The 18,982-nt window shown below is 39.0% G+C and carries 15 protein-coding genes and 1 pseudogene; 13 read left to right on the top strand and 3 right to left on the bottom strand.

Features of this window, described 5'->3' with window-relative positions:
- The 3 genes from HMPREF9200_RS01580 to HMPREF9200_RS01590 all read left to right on the top strand — a co-directional run.
- Positions 1-3,985 (top strand): YadA C-terminal domain-containing protein (locus HMPREF9200_RS01580; RefSeq protein ID WP_038144448.1); only part of this gene is annotated, 3,985 nt, incomplete at its 5' end.
- Positions 3,986-4,504: 519 nt separating this feature from the next.
- A complete protein-coding gene (locus HMPREF9200_RS01585; RefSeq protein ID WP_009353100.1) occupies positions 4,505-7,660 on the top strand; it encodes an ESPR-type extended signal peptide-containing protein in 3,156 nt (1,051 codons plus the stop codon).
- 122 nt (positions 7,661-7,782) lie between these two features.
- The gene (locus HMPREF9200_RS01590) at positions 7,783-10,353 is read left to right on the top strand and encodes a YadA-like family protein (RefSeq protein ID WP_009353095.1); all 2,571 of its coding nucleotides are present in this window, start codon (positions 7,783-7,785) and stop codon (positions 10,351-10,353) included.
- 112 nt (positions 10,354-10,465) lie between these two features.
- Here the strand turns inward: HMPREF9200_RS01590 and HMPREF9200_RS01595 are convergent, their stop codons facing one another.
- Positions 10,466-10,687, bottom strand: coding sequence for a DUF6290 family protein (locus HMPREF9200_RS01595; RefSeq protein WP_009353101.1), 222 nt, complete (start codon positions 10,685-10,687; stop codon positions 10,466-10,468).
- Positions 10,688-10,952: 265 nt separating this feature from the next.
- Here HMPREF9200_RS01595 and HMPREF9200_RS08635 point away from each other — a divergent pair, with 265 nt between their 5' ends.
- The 4 genes from HMPREF9200_RS08635 (at position 10,953) to HMPREF9200_RS09165 (ending at position 12,366) form a co-directional block, all read left to right on the top strand.
- Entirely contained in the window at positions 10,953-11,099 is a 147-nt protein-coding gene (locus tag HMPREF9200_RS08635) for a hypothetical protein (protein ID WP_009353075.1), read from the top strand.
- Positions 11,099-11,491 (top strand): type II toxin-antitoxin system death-on-curing family toxin, encoded by a 393-nt coding sequence (locus HMPREF9200_RS01600; RefSeq protein WP_038144450.1) that lies wholly within the window; start codon positions 11,099-11,101, stop codon positions 11,489-11,491. Before HMPREF9200_RS08635 ends, HMPREF9200_RS01600 begins: the two co-directional genes overlap by 1 nt.
- A 119-nt stretch (positions 11,492-11,610) precedes the next feature.
- A complete protein-coding gene (locus HMPREF9200_RS01605; RefSeq protein ID WP_009353082.1) occupies positions 11,611-11,994 on the top strand; it encodes a thioesterase family protein in 384 nt (127 codons plus the stop codon).
- A 291-nt stretch (positions 11,995-12,285) separates the two neighbouring features.
- Positions 12,286-12,366 carry a putative holin-like toxin gene (locus HMPREF9200_RS09165; RefSeq protein WP_369688073.1) on the top strand — a complete coding sequence of 27 codons (81 nt, stop codon included), beginning with the start codon at positions 12,286-12,288 and terminating at the stop codon, positions 12,364-12,366.
- Positions 12,367-12,516: 150 nt separating this feature from the next.
- On the opposite strand, the gene HMPREF9200_RS01610 is transcribed toward HMPREF9200_RS09165, so the two are convergent.
- Positions 12,517-13,113, bottom strand: coding sequence for an ECF transporter S component (locus HMPREF9200_RS01610; protein ID WP_009353076.1), 597 nt, complete (start codon positions 13,111-13,113; stop codon positions 12,517-12,519).
- A 9-nt stretch (positions 13,114-13,122) separates the two neighbouring features.
- Positions 13,123-13,965 carry a pyridoxamine kinase gene (locus HMPREF9200_RS01615; protein WP_009353061.1) on the bottom strand — a complete coding sequence of 281 codons (843 nt, stop codon included), beginning with the start codon at positions 13,963-13,965 and terminating at the stop codon, positions 13,123-13,125.
- 172 nt (positions 13,966-14,137) lie between these two features.
- Between HMPREF9200_RS01615 and HMPREF9200_RS09170 the strand changes: the two are divergent.
- The 6 genes and pseudogenes from HMPREF9200_RS09170 to HMPREF9200_RS01645 all read left to right on the top strand — a co-directional run bounded on the left by HMPREF9200_RS09170 (position 14,138) and on the right by HMPREF9200_RS01645 (position 18,981).
- Positions 14,138-15,693: pseudogene (locus tag HMPREF9200_RS09170) on the top strand (ABC-F family ATP-binding cassette domain-containing protein).
- A 9-nt stretch (positions 15,694-15,702) separates the two neighbouring features.
- On the top strand, positions 15,703-16,269 hold the full coding sequence (gene folE, locus HMPREF9200_RS01625) for a GTP cyclohydrolase I (protein ID WP_009353059.1): 567 nt from the start codon (positions 15,703-15,705) through the stop codon (positions 16,267-16,269).
- Positions 16,262-17,095, top strand: coding sequence for a dihydropteroate synthase (gene folP / locus HMPREF9200_RS01630; RefSeq protein ID WP_009353122.1), 834 nt, complete (start codon positions 16,262-16,264; stop codon positions 17,093-17,095). Before folE ends, folP begins: the two co-directional genes overlap by 8 nt.
- Entirely contained in the window at positions 17,095-17,457 is a 363-nt protein-coding gene (gene folB / locus HMPREF9200_RS01635) for a dihydroneopterin aldolase (RefSeq protein ID WP_009353117.1), read from the top strand. Before folP ends, folB begins: the two co-directional genes overlap by 1 nt.
- Positions 17,457-17,936, top strand: coding sequence for a 2-amino-4-hydroxy-6-hydroxymethyldihydropteridine diphosphokinase (folK, locus tag HMPREF9200_RS01640; RefSeq protein WP_009353090.1), 480 nt, complete (start codon positions 17,457-17,459; stop codon positions 17,934-17,936). The genes folB and folK overlap by 1 nt, the downstream gene beginning before the upstream one ends.
- A 145-nt stretch (positions 17,937-18,081) precedes the next feature.
- A complete protein-coding gene (locus HMPREF9200_RS01645; RefSeq protein ID WP_009353110.1) occupies positions 18,082-18,981 on the top strand; it encodes a phosphodiester glycosidase family protein in 900 nt (299 codons plus the stop codon).
- The last annotated feature ends 1 nt before the right edge of the window (position 18,982 follow it).

Raw genomic sequence — 18,982 nt, forward strand, 5'->3', positions numbered from 1 at the left:
CCTAGTGATTAAAAATGGTGATGCTACCATTACCTTGAAACCTAAAAAAGAGGCAGAAGGTACTAATCCTGCTACACCAGCTACTGTCGATTTTGGCGATACAAAAGTAGTAGCATCTAACTTAGATGCGTCCATCAAATATCGTGCCAACGATGAAGCAGCAACAAATGCTAAATCTGTTAAATTAGCTGATGGCTTTAATTTCGTAGCAAGTACAGATGCTACGATTACTGCAGAAGGTCCTAAATCTGGCTTAGCTATTACCGCAGAAGATAATGGTAAAGTAACGTTTGGCTTAGACAAAGCGACTCGTGAAAAAGTTGACAATGCAGCGGATAAAAACTTAAGCAATTTAACTGATGCTGGTAAAAATAAAGTTAAAGAGTTGGCAGGCGAAGCAGCTAAAGCAGCAGTTACTGTAGCAGACGGTATTAACACCACTGTTACAACTGATACAACGACTACTACAGGTGTCACTACATATAAAGTAAATGCTAATGATACAACAGTAGCAGTGAATGCAGATAGCTTAGCTATTGCTGGTGGTGACCTAGATGCTACAACTAAAGTTCGTGCCTACACATTAGATTTATCTGACACAGTAAAAGCAAAATTAAATGCTATTAACAATGTAGGTGATACAGCATCTAATGGTCGTGATGGTGTGAATGGTACATCTGGTGCAACTGGTTTAACTGGTAAAGACGGCTTAAATGACAAAACGTTAACAGATAAAGTAAATGCATTACGTAATGGCGAAGCTGGATCTGTGGTATATACTAATGATGCTGGCGACCGTGTGGTAAAAGCAAAAGATGGTAAATACTACAAAGCTGATGAAGTAAAAGCTGACGGTACTGTAAAAACTGCTGAGGAAAACAAAGGTAAAAAACCAGAAGAAGTGACAACTCCACAAGCTCGTGTGGTAAATCCTAATGGTGAAACTACAGCGCCAACTACCTTGTCCAACATCGCAGATGGAAAAGTAGCAGCAGATTCTAAAGAAGCTGTGAACGGCGGACAATTGAACACTGTTAAAACTGATCTAGCTACTGCATTAGGTGGTGGTGCTAAAGTAGAAAATGGCACTTTCACAGGCCCTACATACAACATCACAAAAGATGATGGCACAGGTACAGAAGCAGTTAAGAATGTAGGCGATGCGATTAGTAAATTAGATGGTCGTATCAATAATGCAAATACTGCACTTGCTAATAAAGGATTAGATTTCACGGGCAATGACACAACAGATGCTGGTAAAGTACATCGTAACTTAGGTGAAACTTTAACAATTAAAGGTGCTGATAACTTCACACGCACAGATGCTGAAACAAACAACATCAAAGTTGTGAAAAATAACAATGATCTTGATGTGAAATTAGCAGAAAATCTTGGCAATATCAAAGAAATCGCTGGTAATGGTAAAGATAACCTAGTGATTAAAAATGGTGATGCTACCATTACTTTGAAGCCTAAAAAAGACGCAGAAGGTACTAACCCTGCTACACCAGCTACAGTCGACTTTGGCAATGCGAAAGTAGTAGCCCCTAATTTAGAGGCATCTATCACATATCGTGCTAATAGCGCAGAAGATGCAAATGCTAAGACTGTAACATTACAAAAAGGTTTGAACTTCGTATCTGGTGATGGTACAGCAGCTACTGCTGAAGCAGCAAAAGCGGGTATCACAATTGCAGCTGATAAAGATGGTAAAGTTGTATTCGGCTTGAATGAAGCAACTCGTAATGCTATCGATAATGCAGCAGATAAAAACTTAAGCAACTTATCTCAAGATGGTAAGGATAAAGTGGCTGATTTAGCAAAAACAGCAGCAAGAGATGCAGTAAAAGTTACAGCTGGTAATAATGTGACTGTAACATCTGAAACAAAAGATGGTAATACAACATACACTGTAAACGGTCGTGATACAACTGTAAAAGCAGCTGATAATGGTAGTGTTTCTGTTACTGGTGGTACTTTAAATGCTAAGGGTGAACGTGAATACACAGTAGATTTAACAGCAGATGCGAAAGCGGAACTGGGTAAGATTTCTGATCTAAATACACGCTTGGGCAGTGCAGAAGGCAAAATCACAACGCTTCAAGGTGATATGACGAAGGCAAAAGATGACATTGCTGCGAATACGAAAGCAATTGATGCTAATAAAGAAGCCATAGCTGCCAATAAAAATGCAATTGCTGACAATGCAAGAGATATTGCAGCCAATAGAAAAGATATCGATGCTAATAAACAAGGTATTGCAGAGAATAAAAAACAAATTGGCGAAAATGCAAAAGCGATTGCTAAAAATGCAGAAGATATCAAGAAAAATGTAGAAGATACTAAGAAAAATACCCAAGATATCAAGAAAAATGCAGATGCTATTAAAGCTAACACAGATCGTATTCAAACAGTAGAAAACCGTGTTACTACAGCAGAAGGCAAAATTACTACTAATGAAAAAGCAATTAAAGACAATGCATCCGCTATTCAATCTAATACAAAAGCAATTGGTGCTAATACAACAGCCATTGCAAAAAATGCTAATGATATCACAAAAGCAAATAAAGAGATTGAAAGCTTAAAAGGTAATTCTGCAACAAAAGATTTAAACAACCTGACAAATACTGGTAAGGATACAATTACTAATTTGATCAATGTAACAGGTGAACATGGTATTACTGTCACACCAAGTACTGATACAACTACTAGAGTAAAAACTTTCACAGCAAAATTGAATGACACAGTTACATTTGGTTCTGGTGATAAGAAAATTACTGTAGATGGTACAACAGGTACTGTTACAAGCAAAGCAGTAGCAGCTGATACAGTGAAAGCTAATACAGTAAATGCTAAGACAGTTCAATTAGGAGATTCTACAGGAACTAATACAACTGTTACAGCAGATGGTATAGCAGTAACGACTAAGAACCCTGATGGTACTACATCTAAAGTAGAAATCAAAAATGGTACAGTATCTGGTTTGACAAATACGAAGTGGGATCCAGCGAAAGTAGTGACTGAAGCAGATCGCAGTGTAGTGGCAACACAAGGTCAAGTGAAAGATGTAACGGATACCTTGGTGCGTGGTCGAGTATTTGTAGGTGATACTGGTAGCACAGTGACTGTAGGTTTAGGCGATACGTTGGCTATTAAAGGTGGATCTACTAAAGCATTAACTGATGATAACATTGGTGTAGTATCTACTGAGGCAAAAGATGGTAAACCAGCTACGATGACTGTGAAATTGGCGAAAGATGTGAAAATGAAAGATGGTTCCACATCCTACGACTACTACTTACCTGAAATAAAAACAAATCCAGATGGTTCTAAAGAAATTGTTAAGAATGCAGATGGATCTGTGAAACATCAATTAGGTAAAGATGGTAATCCGATTCGTCTAGTAACAACTACAGTCAATGGCGAAGGCATTACGATTGCACCAGTGAAAGGTTTAGATAAACCGACTGTTTCCTTAACAGCGGATGGTCTAGACAATGGTGGTAATCAAATTCATAATGTAGCAGCAGGTACAGCTAATACGGATGCAGCCACAGTAGGTCAAGTACGTGCAGCAGCACACGCTTTAAATAACCGTGTGAATGAGGCAGGTGCTCATGCAGCGGCATTAGCAGCTATGAATCCATTGAGCTATGATCCTCTTAAAAAATCTCAAGTCATGGCAGGCGTTGGCTCCTATAAAGGTAACAAAGCCTTAGCATTAGGTGTGGCTCATTATGCGAACGAAGATACTCTATTTAATGTAGGTGTTGCCGTTGGCGATGGAAGCAACATGGTCAATGCAGGTGTGACATATCGATTTGGCGGAGAATATAGTGCGGTTCCTGAACGTTACAAAGGCGGTCCAATTTCTTCTGTCTATGTAATGCAAGACGAAGTAAGTGCATTAAAAGCAGAAAATGCTGAAATGAAAGAGCAAATGAAAATGCTTATGGAACGTATTGAAATGTTAGCCAAAAAATAACTCAATAGGAGATAGCTTGTCGCTCTATGAAAGAATGGACATCACGTCGAAAGACGTGGTGTCCATTTTACTGTTAGAAATGGACTACAGTATGTAATAGTGATTTTTGTAAAATGATGAAATATGCAATATTGAAAAAACCGATGAAATGTATATAATTAAAAGTATAAAACATAATAGGATTTTAAAAGCGTTGAAACTCAATGCTTTTGTAATTGCATTTAAAGATTTAACGAAGTGTGCAGTATGGCATAATATAGACTTGGAGTGATAAAAAAGTTTTGAATATTACAAAAAGTGAATAAAATAATCAAAATTATACTAGTACTTTTAGTAAAGATATGTATAATAAGAAGTAGATAATGTATTTCTTTAAGATTGAAACATGTAAAAGTGATATGTTATTGACTATGTAGTGATGTATAAGTTACATCGATAAATGGGGCAGTTTATATTTAACAAATATAAATATATATATAGTTCAAGGTTTGATGACCAGAAAAAAGGAGGATTATCACAATGAACAAGTTATTCAAAGTTATTTGGAGTAAGTCTAAGCAGTGCTACATCGTAGTTTCAGAAGTAGCGAAAAACACCACAGGTAAAAAGAAGATTGCCGTAGCTAGTGTATTAGCAGCCTTGGCAGTGAGTGCACAAGTGGCAACTGTACAAGCGGCAATTCCTGAGGGGACCGTAAAAGATGGTGCAGAAATAGCATTAGGTACTAAGGTTGAAGTAGGCGGAGATAGCTCTGTAGGTGTTGGTAAAAATATCACTGTTACGAAGCGATTTTCTGTAGCAATGGGGAATGGAATCACTGCCAGTGCAGAAAATGCAGTAGCTATTGGTTCTGGCGCCAATTTTGGGAAAGTACAAGCTTTAGGTAGTGATAGTGTTGCCATCGGTACTCGTGCAGAAGCAGGTATGCAAAGTTCTATCGCCATTGGTCGTTTAAGTCGTGCTGTCACAGGTGAAAGAGGCGTGGCCATCGGTAATGAAGCAGTTACGACAGCTTTGTCTGCTATTGCGATTGGTAACAAAGTGAATGCTACGAAGGACACGGCTATTAGTATTGGTAACCAATCCAACGCCACTGGAACAGCAGCAGTTGCCTATGGTAACCAAGCGCAAGCCACAGCAGATAGCACAGTAGCAGTGGGTGATCAATCGAAAGCTACAGTCGCTAATGCTACAGCAGTTGGTAAATCCAGTGAAGCTACAGAAGATAGTGCATTAGCAGCTGGTAATGGGGCTAGTGCTTCCGCAACAGGTGCAGTGGCAGCAGGTAAAAATGCATCTGCTAGCGGTGTGCAATCCATTGCTATCGGTAGTGCTGGTGCTGATGCAGCAGAAGCACCAACGGCGTCTGGAACGCAATCTATTGCGATTGGATCTAAAACAGTAGCTAATAGTGGTAATGCCATAGCCATTGGTTCTAGTGCTAAAGCAACAGGTACTGGAGCTGTATCCATTGGTTTATCTACATTTGCAAAAGAACATGGTGCCACAGCTATTGGTACTAATGTAAACGTAGAAACTAATAAAGCAGTCGGTATTGGTTTTGATATCAATGTACGTCAAGCCGGTGCTACAAATATTGGTTATAAGTCTGACAATTATGCCAACCAAGCAGTTGCTGTTGGTGCACGAAATAGTGTGGATGCAAATGCTCAATATGGTACAGCAGTTGGTTACTTTACACGTGTATCAGCAAAAAATGCTGTAGCAATTGGTTCTAGTAATGATAATAATGGTAATAGTGATGTAGGCAAAGTATTGGCTTCTGGAGTGAGTGCCGTGGCCATTGGTACATCGGCTCATGCAGAAGCGGAAAATGCTATCGGTATTGGTACAAAAGCGAAAGCAGCTTTAGCGAACTCTGTCGCATTAGGTGAAGGATCTACTACTACTGAAGCGGATGGCACAGCTACTACTGGTTACTTAACAAAAGATGCTGTAAATAACACTGATCATGGCGTTGTTTCTGTAGGTAATGGAAGCAGTATCACTCGTCGTATTCTAAGCGTAGCAAGTGGTACTAATGATACTGATGCAGTCAACGTAAAACAATTAAAAGCATTACGCAATAACACAGTAAGTACAGTAAGTGTAGTAAATGGAACAAGCACTACAGATTTAGTGCCTACAACAACTGAAGGTGATGCAGAAGCTCATAAAGTAAAATTAGTAGCTGGTAAAAATATTACTTTAACAGCGAATGGCAATGCTGTAACGATTGCATCTAAGAGTGAAGTAAACTCTATTACAAGTAGTAATGGGGATGCAATTTCTGTAACGACTGGTGCAGATGGTAAAGTAACTGTAACACCTAACTTGGCTAATGACGTGACTGCTAGTGGTGATGCGAATAAGCTTGTTACGGCAGGCAAAGTAAAAGAAGCATTAGATAAAAAAGTAAATAAAGATGATCTAACTACAGAATTAAATAAAAAAGCAAATGCAGCAGATGTTACTAATTTAACAAACAATAAACTAGATAAATCCGCTGAGTTACATGTTAAAAAGGGTTCCTATGCGGTAAATAGTGACGGTAGTGTTACATTAGATAAAGTAGATGGAACCGGTACTGTCAAAACAGAAGAAGCTGTAACAATCACTGGTATTGCAAGTAAAACTGCTTTAGAACATTTAAAAACAGAAGTAGATAAAAAAGCAAGTAAAGCTGATTTAGATACAAAAATTGGTGAAGTCAACGCTGAATTAGCTACGAAAGTAAGTGATGATACTTTCAGAGAAGAAATGGCTAAAAAGGCTGACTTAAAAGCCATTAATGACTTGAAAGATGTATTATCTGGCAAAGTAGATGGTGCAGCACTTGATAAAATGGTAACTGCCTTAGGTAATAAAGTTGATGAAACTGAATTAAATGAACGTTTAAAAACAGAAAAAGCTGAAAATGCGGCAGCTCTTAAAAAGGCTGTAGATGAAGCAAAAGCAGCTGCTAATACGGGTGTCAATGATTTAAAAGAAGGCAAACTTGATAAATCTGCTGAATTACACGTGGTAAAAGGCGAATATGAAGTAGATAATGACGGTACTGTGACATTGAAAAAAGCAAATGGTGAAAATACTGAAATTGCTGATGAAAATGTTACGATTAAAGGCGTTGCCTCTAAAGCAAAATTAGATGAAGTAGCCGGTAAAGTCACTGCAGCTGAAGGTGATATTACTAAACTAAAAGCTGGTGTGGAAGAGAATAAAAATGGCTTAGATGATCTAAAAACTAAAGTAGATACTGTAGAAGGAACTGCTAATAAAGCAAAAGAGGATCTCGCGGGATTAACCACTAAAGTGGATGGTATCGATGGAAAAGTGACGGCACAAGGTGAAAAAATCGCTGCTGCTGATGAAAAAATTGCAGCCATTGAGAAAAATATTACTGATAACGTAGTAACGAATGATGCTATGGCAGGTAAATTAGAGGCCTTAAAAACTGACTTAGGTACTAATACAACATTGTCCTTCGCTGGCGATACAACAATCGATGATAAAGGTACAGAATCAGCTGACGATGATAATACTAGTGCCACTAAATTATCCTTGAACTTAAAAGAGAAAACCTTAAAAGTAAAAGGTGCCACTGATGAGCTCACAACGGAAGCTAAAGGCGACACCATTACAGTTGGTTTATCTGATAAAGTAAAAAAGAGTTAGCTAACATTTCTAAATTAGGGGACACAGCTGCTGATGGACGTGATGGTAAAGGTGCTACAGGTAAAGCGGCAGATGATCCAGATGCTACGGCAGCTGATAAAGGATTAACTGGTCAAGATGGCTTGAATGGTAAATCCTTGACAGATAAAGTCAATGCATTACGTAATGGTGAAGCTGGATCAGTAGTGTACACGGATGATCAGGGCAACCGTTTAGTGAAGGCAAATGATGGTAAGTATTACAAAGCTGATCAGGTAGATAAAGATGGTAATAAAATTGGCGCTGCAAAACCAGTAGATTCTGATAAATTGCAAGCTAGTGTAATGAATCCAGATGGTAAAGGTGGCCCAACTACATTATCTAATTTGAAAGATGGTAAGATTGCTGAAAACTCTAAAGATGCAGTGACTGGAAATCAGTTGCATGCAGCCAAAGCTGAAGTTGCTAAATATCTTGGCGGTGGTGCGACTGTAGATGAGAATGGTAATGTAACAGAACCAACTTTTACAGTAAAAGATAAAGATAATAAAGATGTTGCGGCTCATAATGTAGGCGATGCATTGTCCACCATGAATGAACGTTTAAACAATGCTCATTCTGCGGCAGCGGCCGATATTACGCAATTAAAAAATATGGAAGGACTTACTGAGGCTGGCAAAAATAAAATCAAAGAATTAGCTGGCGAAGGCGTCGATGTTAAAGGTGATAAAAACATTACTGTTACTTCTACAATGGAAAATGGAGTTAAAACATTCCATGCAACATTGAGTGAAAAAGTTACACTTGGTAAACATGATGCAAATGATCCTGATGGAGATCATGCTAATGATCCAGGCGTAGAACTTGATGGACACGAAGGAACTATTGTGGCTGGTGATCCAAATGGTAAAACAGCTGTTAAAATCGATGGTAAAGATGGTAGTGTTACAGCTGGAACAGGCGACAAGGAAGTTAAGCTAGATGGTAAAGATGGTAATGTGACTGTAGGCACTGGTGATACGCAAGTTAAATTAGATGGACCTAAAGGAACTGTATCTACTGGTAAAGGTGACAAAGAAGTTAAAATGAATGGTGCTGATGGCACTATTACAGCTGGTGACGGTGCAAACGGCAAACAAGTTAAACTTGATGGCAAAGACGGTAGTGTACAAGCAAACAAAGTAACTGCAGGTAAAGGTGATAAAGCCGTATCTTTAGATGGCGATAAAGGTACTATTACAGCTGGTAAAGGTGCAAATGCTGTTGCTATCAATGGTACAGATGCCACTATTAAAGCCGGTACAGGTGAAAACCAAGTAGGTATCAACGGTAAAGATGGTAGCGTAACAGCTAAAACGGTAACCGCAAAAGATCTAAATGCCAATACACTTACTTTAGGTGATAAAAATTCTCCTGAAGCTGTAAAAATGGATGGTACTAAAGGAACTATTACAACAGGTAAAGATGCAAAAGCTATTGAAGTAAACGGACATGAAGGAACGATTACTCTAGGTAAAAAAGACGGTGATACTAAAGTAGAATTGAATGCTGAAAAAGGTAGTGTAACAGCTAATGTTGGTACATTCGGTGCTCCAGCAGATGCAAACGGTGTTCCTAAAAATACAGGTTCTGCTACATCTATGGATAAAGATGGTTTCTCTGTAACATCTAAAGATGAAAATGGTAATGTATCCAAAGTAACAATCAAAGATGGTCGTGTAAGCGCTGGCGATCCAGTAGATGATAAAGGCATTCCTACAAAAGAAGGTTCTGCTGCATCTATGGATAAAGATGGTTTCTCCGTAGCAACAAAAGATGCAAAGGGCAATGTATCTAAAGTAGATATCAAAAATGGTGGTATCACAGCGGGTGCTCCAGCAGATGCGAATGGTGTTCCTACAAAAGAAGGCGTTAATACTACAACTATCAATGATAAAGGATTGTCCGTAGTCAGCAAAAATGCGGATGGTACAGTATCTAAAGTAGAAATCAAAGATGGTAAAATCACTGGCTTGAATGGTTCTGATTACAACAACTACAAAAAAGATAAAGATGGTAATGTTGTAAAAGATAAAGATGGAAATCCTGTAGTAGATAGTTCTGTGAAAATGGATGGTGCAGGTCTTAACATTACTCCAAGTACAGGTGATCCTACGAAATCTGTAAGCTTAACAAAAGACGGATTAAATAATGGTGGTAATCGTATAACCAACCTTGCTCCAGGTGTTGCAGATACAGATGCAGTTACTGTTGGTCAAGTCAAAGAAGTGACAAATAAACTTGGCGCTGCTTTAGAAAAAACTTCCCAACGTGTAAGCGAAGTTGGTGCACATTCTGCAGCATTAGCAGCGATGAATCCATTAAGCTACGATCCATTGAGAAAATCTCAAATCATGGCAGGTATCGGTTCTTATGATGGAAATCAAGCATTAGCATTAGGTATTGCACACTATGCAAATGAAAACTTCATGTTCAATGCAGGATTCACAATGGGATCTGGTAAGAGCATGGCAAACATCGGTGCAACATATCGTTTCGGTACTGGTGATGACGACAATATCCCAGAACGTTACAAAGGTGGTCCAATCTCCTCTGTATATGTAATGCAAGATGAAATTTCTGCATTAAAAGCAGAAAATGCTAGAAAAGATGCAGAAAATGCAGAAATGAAAGCACAAATTAAAATGCTTATGGAACGCATGGGGATGGCATAAAACTAAATATCAATAGTTAGTACTAAATTATGCATACCAAAAAGTGGGTACCAACGTCGAAAGACGTGGTACCCACTTTGCTTTGATACTTTGTGTAATTTAATTTTGATAACTACTTAATATCCCATTCTTTAGTAGCCTCCTCAAATGTTAGGAACTTCATAGAATCTTTTTCTTGTAAATATTCATTAATGATAGATACATCGTAGTGGTCTTCAATTTCTTCTAATAGCATTGCTTTTATATATTGAGAGATATTCAGCCCTTTATTTTCAATGTGCTGACGAACTAGATTGTATTCACTTTCAGTAAGATGTATAGATATATTAGTCATAAATATCACTCCTTTTCTTATAGTTATTGTAAAATAGAGTGGTGCATTGTCAAGGAAATAAATGCAATAGGATTAGAAAGGAAATATCAGGGGTTAGTGTAAAACGCTTGTAGGGAGGTTAATGTAAACCCTTTATAGGGAAGTTAGTATACTTTATGAGAAAATAAAATAGAAAAAATTCAATAAAAGTGTTAGAATAGAGTCAAATCATATCCTGTATTAATTATAATATATGTAATATCGTTATGAGATCTAGGAGGTTATGATGAATACAGATAATACAAATAATAAAAAGAATATTAAAATTATTACTAGTGAGAATAATAAGGAATTAGAAAAAAGGCTTAAAGAACTTTCACAAGAATTGATTGTAGAAAATTATGAATTATATAAAGAATTAGAGAACTGCTAATGGATAAAATTATTCATCTCTTGTTACAAGATATACTAAACTTTCATTCTGATTTGGAAAGACAGTTTGTACTTTTACCTGGAATAAGGAATATTGGATTATTAGAGTCAGCTATCTCTACAGCGTTTCAATCTTTTGGTGGATATGACTTATATCCTACAGTACATGAGAAGGCAGCACAATTATGTAGAGGAATAGCAAAGAATCACCCATTTATAGATGGAAATAAACGAACTGCATTACATTGTATGTTTATATATTTAAAGGCCAATGGATATATAATTAATACTACTCTAGAAGAAAAGAAATCTTTAATTATTGATATAGCTTCTGGTGAGAAGTCTTTTGAAGACATTGTTAATTGGCTTCGTGTGTATGCAGAAGAAATATGAAAAATAATATGTTTATCTCTAAAAGAAATTTGCACATATAATAGAAAAAACTCCCCTAAAGTGCTAGAATGAAATCAAATAATAGTCTGTATTACTGTTAATATTAGAAAGGAGTTTCTATGGCAATCGAGATTGGACAAGTTGGTATGGCTACGGTGGTAGTGGAAGCTAACAACACAGCGGAGTACATGGGTAGTGGTACCTTACCTGTGTTTGCTACACCTGCGATGGTAGCATTAATGGAGAAAGCAGCCTATACAGGGCTTCAAGGTGATTTAGGAGACGGTGAAGGATCCGTGGGGATTCGCATAGAAACAAGCCATGAAGCAGCTAGCCCATTAGGTGCAACTATAACTGCAATGGCAACGGTAGTAGCTGTTGATGGTAGAAAAGTAACCTTTGAGGTAGTCGCTAAAGAAGGTGAAAAAGTTATCGGCCGTGGCACACATGAACGGTTTATTATTAATAATGAGAAGTTCATGGCCAAGATCGTCACTGGTTAAGTTATGTAGCCTGTGGCGTTTGTAACTAAATTATATAAAGGGAAGAGCAGTGCATATTCCTTCGCAAACGGTATTTCATAATGTTTGCTCAGGAACACGCACTGCTCTTCATATATTAGTGCTATTTGGATAGTAAAGAACGCCACAAGGCTACTACACATAAGGGCGTTCCTCATGAGATTTACTTTTAAAAATATAAACAATTTGCACAAAATATGCTATACTTATAAACAAGAGAGTCAGTAACGTGTGTTGGGCTCGTCTCTTCCTATAATGGGAGGAGGTGATACTATGACACCATTTGAATATTTATCTTTATTGATACAATTTCTTATGCTTGTTATAGCATTTTTAACTTACTTAAACATGTAAGTGAAAAGCCTAACGAATGAGGTCTAGCCACCTCAACACGTTAGGCAATTTTCGTTCTCAAGCATTTTCGAGATGAGCCTAACGCCTTCGACACGTTATTGGCTCTCTTTTGTTATGTCTAGTATACCATACTTTCAAGGGTATGACAAATTATTTACGAGGGATACGGCGTAGGATCGGGATTAATAGCAAGGCTACTAAGATGCCGATGCCACTAGTTAGGAAGGATGCAGGGAGTCTTGTGACGGCAGCGATATAGCTATCCAGTACAACCCACCATGCTACGAAGTACCCTGCAGCTGTCCAAATAGCACCTACTAGCATAGCTAATAAGATGCGAGGGGTAGATATGGAACGAGCAGGAATGGAAGGTCTCCAACCTACTGTTAATACACCTACAATCACGCCCGCTAGTCCTTTGATTACGATGGAGAATAAGGTGTATTGGGAATGGCCCATGATGAGGTCAAAAATGCCAGACCCGATGGCGCCAGCGAGCCCTGCATAGAATCCGCCGAATACGGATGCTATGGAGAATAGGGCAGCGGAACCAAGATGTACCATGGCACCTGTTGGTAAAGGTACTTTAATAGTCGTAAACACGATGCATAAGGCAGATAATAATCCGATATAGATAATATCTTTTGTTGTGGATCTTGAGCTAGTAGATATAGCCGGTTGTGTATGCTGAGACGTTGCTGTGTTAGTAGATTGGGTCATATCATTGTTTGTTTTGTACGTGTTCATGAAACCTCCTTATTGTGGGTCTGGAATAGAAATTAAACGATCTAATAATAATTCAAGCGCTAAGCCGTCACGAAGAGAACCGATTGTTTTGTGGGTGAATTTGACTGCCTCTGTAGTAAATTGACCGGCAATGCGAGATGCCTCTTCTGGTGTATAGCCACGTAATACGAGGGCTGTTAAAATAGCTGTGAAAGTATCCCCTGTGCCGTGGGCTTTCACCTGTACTAATGGATTGGATACCCAAGTGATAGTATCTGTACTACCCCGATAGATGGCGATGAGGGCGGAATCCTCAGATGGTAAGCTAGATAAGACCACATATTCTGGGCCTTGCGCATGTAAGCGGCGACACATATCATAGATAACCTCTTCCGATTGCGGTGTAGGGTCATAGGGCATGTCTAAGAGGAAACAAGCCTCTGTGTAGTTCGGCTTAATGATGAAAGCTTTGGTGATGAGTTTACGCATTTCTTTCACCATTTCCTCGTTGTAGATGGAGTAGAGTTTGCCGTCATCTGCCATAGCGGGATCTACGACAACTAATTTATCTTTGCCGAATCGTTCGATGGCATCTTCAACAAGACGAATTTGCTCAGGTGATGCGAGGAAACCACTTTGGATGGCGTCGAAAGTGATATTATTTTTATTCCAACAGTTGTAGAAACTTTCAAGGTGATCAGTAATGTCCACCATTTCAAAATTAGGATATTCTAAATGATTGCAAAGTACCGCTGTTGGTAATGGGATAGGTTGGCACCGTAAAGCGCTCACTAAAGGTATGAATACAGTTAGTGAACAACGGCCTACAGAGCTCATATCTTGTATAGATAAGATAGTAGGTACATGATTCATGGGATATACTCCTTTTTTTTAGTATTAGAATACTATTAGTATACACTTTCACAGTGTCATGCGTAAATACACAGAAAATATAAAAATAGCAGGACAGATGTTTAAAAACTAGAAATTATTGTCATGTTAACGTATAATAAAAGGATACATAACGTTAGTTTGGAGAATGAATATGAGTGTTTTAACTGTAACCAATGTAACCCATGGATTTGGGGCAAGACAAATACTAGATGATGCCTCCTTCCGTTTGCTGAAAGGCGAACACGTAGGCCTGATCGGCGCTAACGGAGAAGGAAAGTCAACATTTTTAAATATCATAACAGGCCACTTGATGCCTGATGAAGGAAAAGTGGAATGGTCCAATCAAGTGACGGTGGGCTATTTGGATCAGCACAGTGTATTAGAGAAAGGGATGACCATTCGTGATGTATTACGAGGGGCTTTCGATTCTCTATACGGTATTGAACAACAATTGCAAGATGCCTATTTAGAGATGGGCGATTGCTCTGAGGACAGAATGAATGAGCTTATGGAGCTCACTGGAGAGTGGCAAGAGATGCTAGAGCAGCGTGGATTCTATGAAATCGATGCTACCATTGAACGAACAGCGCAGGGTTTGGGCTTGATGGATATCGGTCTAGACCGTGATGTGATGGATCTCAGTGGTGGTCAACGGACGAAAGTGTTGCTCACAAAGTTGTTGTTAGAACAACCTACTATACTGTTGTTGGACGAACCGACAAACTATTTAGACGTGGACCATATTAAATGGTTGCAAAACTATTTACAAAATTATGAAAATGCCTTTATCTTAATCTCTCATGATGTGGAGTTTTTAAATTCTGTGGTGAATGTGATTTACCATATTGAACAAGCTCAGCTCACACGATACACAGGAGACTATTACCAATTCCTAGCTGCCTACGAAGTAAAAAACAACAAGCCTTACGTGCCTATGAGCGACAACAGCAAGAAGTGGCAGATATGAAGGATTTCATTCAGCGAAATAAAGCCCGTGTAGCGACTCGTGGTATGGCAAACTCGAGAGCAAAGCGGTTAGAAAAAATGGAAATCTTGGAGAAACCACAAGAAAAGATAAAACCATCTTTTGGATTTAAAGAGGGACGCACCCCAAGCCGTTTTATTGTGGATGCGAAGGATCTTGTCTTGGGCTATGATGAGCCCTTGACACGACCAGTTGAAGTAGTCATTGAGCGAGGGAAAAAAATTGCCATCCAAGGTGTGAATGGGTTAGGTAAAACAACCTTATTAAAAACCTTATTAGGTATGATTCCAGCTCTATCTGGCAAGATAGAAAAAGGTGAGTTCTTACAAATTGGATATTTCGCTCAAGAAGACAGTCGAGATAATTCTAAAACGGCTTTAGACTATATTTGGGATGCCTATCCGTCCTTGACTAATTCTGAGGTGCGTGCGGCTTTGGCTCGTTGTGGACTTACCAATGAGCATATTACCAGTCAAATGCGCGTCTTATCTGGAGGGGAAAATGCAAAAGTTCGCCTATGTAAATTGATGCAAGAGTCCTATAATGTGCTTGTCTTGGACGAACCGACGAACCATTTAGATGTGGATGCAAAAGCAGAATTGGCACGGGCATTACAAGCTTTTAAAGGGACCATAGTCCTAGTTTGTCATGAGCCTGAGTTTTACGAATCTTGGGTAACGGATATTTGGACTATCGAAGATTGGACCACGAAAATTATTTAGGAGATGACTATGAAAGAACAAGCTATAATGGGTGTGCGCCAATTATTAGAAGGTCTTGATATCAATTTAGAGACAAAGGGCATGACAGATACGCCCAAACGTGTAGCTACGCTGTTTGAAGGCTTGTTTTCTGGGTGTCATAGCACTGGAAAAGAGGCATTAGGTGATGTGTATCCTACGGAGCATACTGGCCTTGTATCAGTGAATCATATCCCCTTTTATTCGATTTGCGAACATCATTTAATGCCTTTCTATGGCAAAGTACATATTGTGTATCAACCACGAGATGGTAAAGTATTTGGCTTGGGCCGATTGAAAGCATTAGTGGATGTCTATGCCAAGCGCCCACAATTACAAGAACGATTGACCCATGACATTGCCACATCTTTAGTGGAAGATGGCGATGTATTGGGTGCCATGGTAATGGTAGAAGCCACCCATTTATGCATGCTTATGAAAGGTGAAGTGGCACAGGAAACTGTAGCAAAAACAATACTGGCTACAGGTATATTAGAACCCATGGGGACATTACGCGAGGAAGCATTGGTGTTATTAGGAGGTAACGATCATGTTTAAGTACCGCAAGTACAACTGGCAAGATGGTAAACAATTAGAGCTAAAAGACCGTACATTAATTATGGGAATTTTGAATGGAACTCCAGATTCTTTTTCTGATGGAGGTCGTTACAATACTTCTGACACAGCCGTAGCCCATGCAAAACTAATGATAGAACAAGGGGCAGATATTCTTGATGTAGGCGTAGAATCTACGCGTCCTGGGCATACACAAATCTCTGAAGCAGAAGAATTAGAGCGTATGAAAGAAGTACTGTTGCCAGTTCTAGAATGCTCTACTGTACCTGTATCTGTGGATACATACCGAGCAGAAACAGCTGATTTTGCCTTATCGCAGGGGGCTCATATATTGAATGATATATGGGGCTTAAAATATGATAAGGACATGGCAGCGGTAGCGGCAAAATATGATGTGCCAGTCATTATTATGCATAACCAAAATAGTACTGATTACGATGACATTATCGATGATATGAAGGCATTTTTCTTCTCCTCGGTGGATCTAGCTTTGAAAGAAGGAGTAAAACCACAAAATATTTGGCTTGATCCAGGCATTGGTTTTGGCAAAGATTATGCTCAAAATGTGGAAGTGATCCAACGGTTAGGAGAAATTACAGTGTATGAATATCCTGTCTTATTAGCGCCTAGCCGTAAGCGTTTCATCGGAACCATACTAAATGATATTCCCGTGGATCAACGAGATGAAGGAACGGTAGCTACTTGTATTACAGGGATGATTCAAGGTGTAGATATGGTGCGAGTTCATAATGTGGAAATGCATAAGAGGGCAATTACCGTAGCAGATGTACTATTACGAGGTGAGTAATGGACAGAATTAATTTGAGAAACATGGCATTCTATGGGTATCATGGTAATCTACCAAGCGAAAATGAATTAGGTCAACGATTCTTTGTGGATATTTCTATTGGTGTAGATTTGACGAAACCTGGACAATCTGACAGTATTGAAGATTCTATTAATTATGCAGATGTATACGAACGGACAAAAGCTATTGTAGAAGGACCGTCACAACGACTGATTGAACGGGTGGGTACACTCATTGCAGATGATTTATGGAATACCTATCAAGGGATTGTAGGACTTTCAGTGACAGTACGCAAGCCAGAAGCGCCGATCCCCGGTGTGCTAGATTATGTAGAAGTAGTGATTACACGAGGGCAATTATAATGTATACCTATTATATTGGTATCGGTTCTAATCTAGGTGACCGAGAAGGATATTTAGCATTTGCGGTGAATCAACTAGTAGGTATACAAGGTGTAACTAGTGTAGAGCATTCGAACTGGATAGAAACGCCACCATGGGGGCCAGTGGAACAAGGACCATTTTTAAATGGGATTCTGAAAGTAAAGTCCACCTTAGAACCTCTGACCATGCTAGAAACTATATGGCATATTGAGCGTTTAGCGGGTAGACAGAGAGAGATCCATTGGGGACCTAGGACATTAGATTTAGATATTGTGTGGATAGAAACTGAAGCAGGTCAAGTTGTGTGTGTAGAAGAACCTAAATTAGTGGTACCTCATCCCTATTTTTGGGAACGCCAATTTGTGTTGGAACCGTTGCGAGAGGTGTATCATCACTTTTCCTATGAAGGAGTATCTATTTCTGATCGAATAGAAGAGTTACGAGTATTGGAGTCTTAACAGACATTACACATAGCCTATCGTATTTACTTAGGCCTGTTGGTATTACGACAACAGTATATCTGCAGTATAGGATAGGAATAGATAAAGGAGCATATTATATGGGTTCTTTTTTAGAAAAGGATGGGTAAAATTTATCCTTCTCATGTTTATATTTACAGCTATTACATCACCTATCGTGGTGTTGTTTGGCCCTTTTGATAACATTAAACGCACCGTAGTAGGCGCTATTTTACGGTCTCGACATCCACATTATATTACGTGGCTCTATACGCCTGAAGAAATACAAAAAATTGTGGGTACAGTTGGGACTGGTGAAAACCAAGAATTATTTAAGTTTGATGTAAAAGAAGATACTACATTGAATTTGCGTAAAATTGAGTCTAATCGGTATACGGGATATTTACTAGAAATTCCAGATCCACGAAGAGTTCAGGTAGCTACAGCACCTCATCTTAATGAAAAAGGCGAGACGACTAGTAATATTGCTCGTTTAAATGGGGCAGTAGCGGCTATTAATGGGGGTGGATTCCATGACCCTAATGGGACAGGAACAGGGCGTTCTCCGTATGGATTTATCCTGCATGATGGAGAGTATGTATTAGGTAAAGATGTAGGACCTGATGAAGATGTAGATTTCATTGGTTTTACGAAATCTGGTAACTTAATTGCTGGTACGTACAACAAGCGTGAATTGAAAGAGATGGGAGCCAAAGAAGGTTTAACTTTCGGTCCACCGCTTATCGTAAATGGTAAGAAGATGATTACTGATGGTGATGGTGGCTGGGGCATTGGACCTAGAACAGCCATTGCTCAAAAGAAAGATGGGACGGTCCTATTCTTAGTCATTGATGGACGTCAAGCCTACTCTGCTGGAGCTACTTTGCGTGATGTGCAAGATATTTTATACCAAGAAGGGGCTGTGATTGCTGCCAATCTGGATGGTGGTTCTAGCACCACGTTGTTCTATAATGGTAAAACTGTGAACAAGCCTGCAGATTTGTTAGGTGAACGCATGATTCCTACTGTATTTATCGTGAAATAGG

The organism is Veillonella sp. oral taxon 780 str. F0422 (assembly GCF_000221605.1).
GTDB lineage: Bacteria > Bacillota > Negativicutes > Veillonellales > Veillonellaceae > F0422.